General features: G+C 73.4%; 1 pseudogene. It reads left to right on the top strand.

Annotated elements, in window-relative coordinates:
* Window positions 1-335 (top strand): annotated as a pseudogene (locus tag FV242_RS34050) (hypothetical protein); the annotation flags it as partial.
* Window positions 336-677: the final 342 nt, after the last annotated feature.

Here is a 677-nt window from a genome sequence, read left to right as displayed (position 1 = left end):
CCCCCGAAGCCGTCGAGCCGCCGCCCGCACCCCTGCCCGTCGCCGAGGCTCCGCCGCCGGAGCCCGAGCATCAGCCCGAGCCGGCCCCGGAGCCCGTCGCGCCCCCGGCGCCGACCGCCCACGAAACCACCCCGGCCCCGGCTGCCGCCCACGACGGCATCCACAGCGACGCGCGCATCGACGACGTGATCGAGAGCCTGTCGCAGGCGCTCGGCGCCGCGATCCATCAGCATCCCGAGCCGACCGCCGAGCCCAAGGACGCGAAGGCCGACGAGTCGGCAGGCGTGTTCGAGCGCTGGACCGTGCGCCCCCGCCGGACGCAGCAGCAGACCTGATCGACCGATCCATCGAGAAGGCCGCGGGGGCAGGGCGCCACCGCGGCCTTTTTGCTGCGCGCCGTGGAGCCACATGAGGCTTCCACGTGACGGGCCCTGCGCGGCCTCCTCCGTCATCGCAAGCGGAGCGAACCAAACCCCGTGCGGCACGCGCGCTCAGAATGGGGCAAACCCGGGCCGCTTGGCTGGGCTCGCCGCAACGAAGCCGGCAGAGCGGCGCTCCGCCCTTGACAATGTTCCTATTTTGTGCTCATTAGCCGTCACCTGTCCTTCGGCGCTGTGGGGGTGACTCCACGGCGCTCCTCGGGGGTCCGTCCGGTGGCTGACCGGCGGGCTCGGGGG

Source organism: Methylobacterium sp. WL64 (assembly GCF_008039945.1).
Lineage (GTDB): Bacteria > Pseudomonadota > Alphaproteobacteria > Rhizobiales > Beijerinckiaceae > Methylobacterium.
This window is presented reverse-complemented; position numbering and strand designations above follow the sequence as displayed.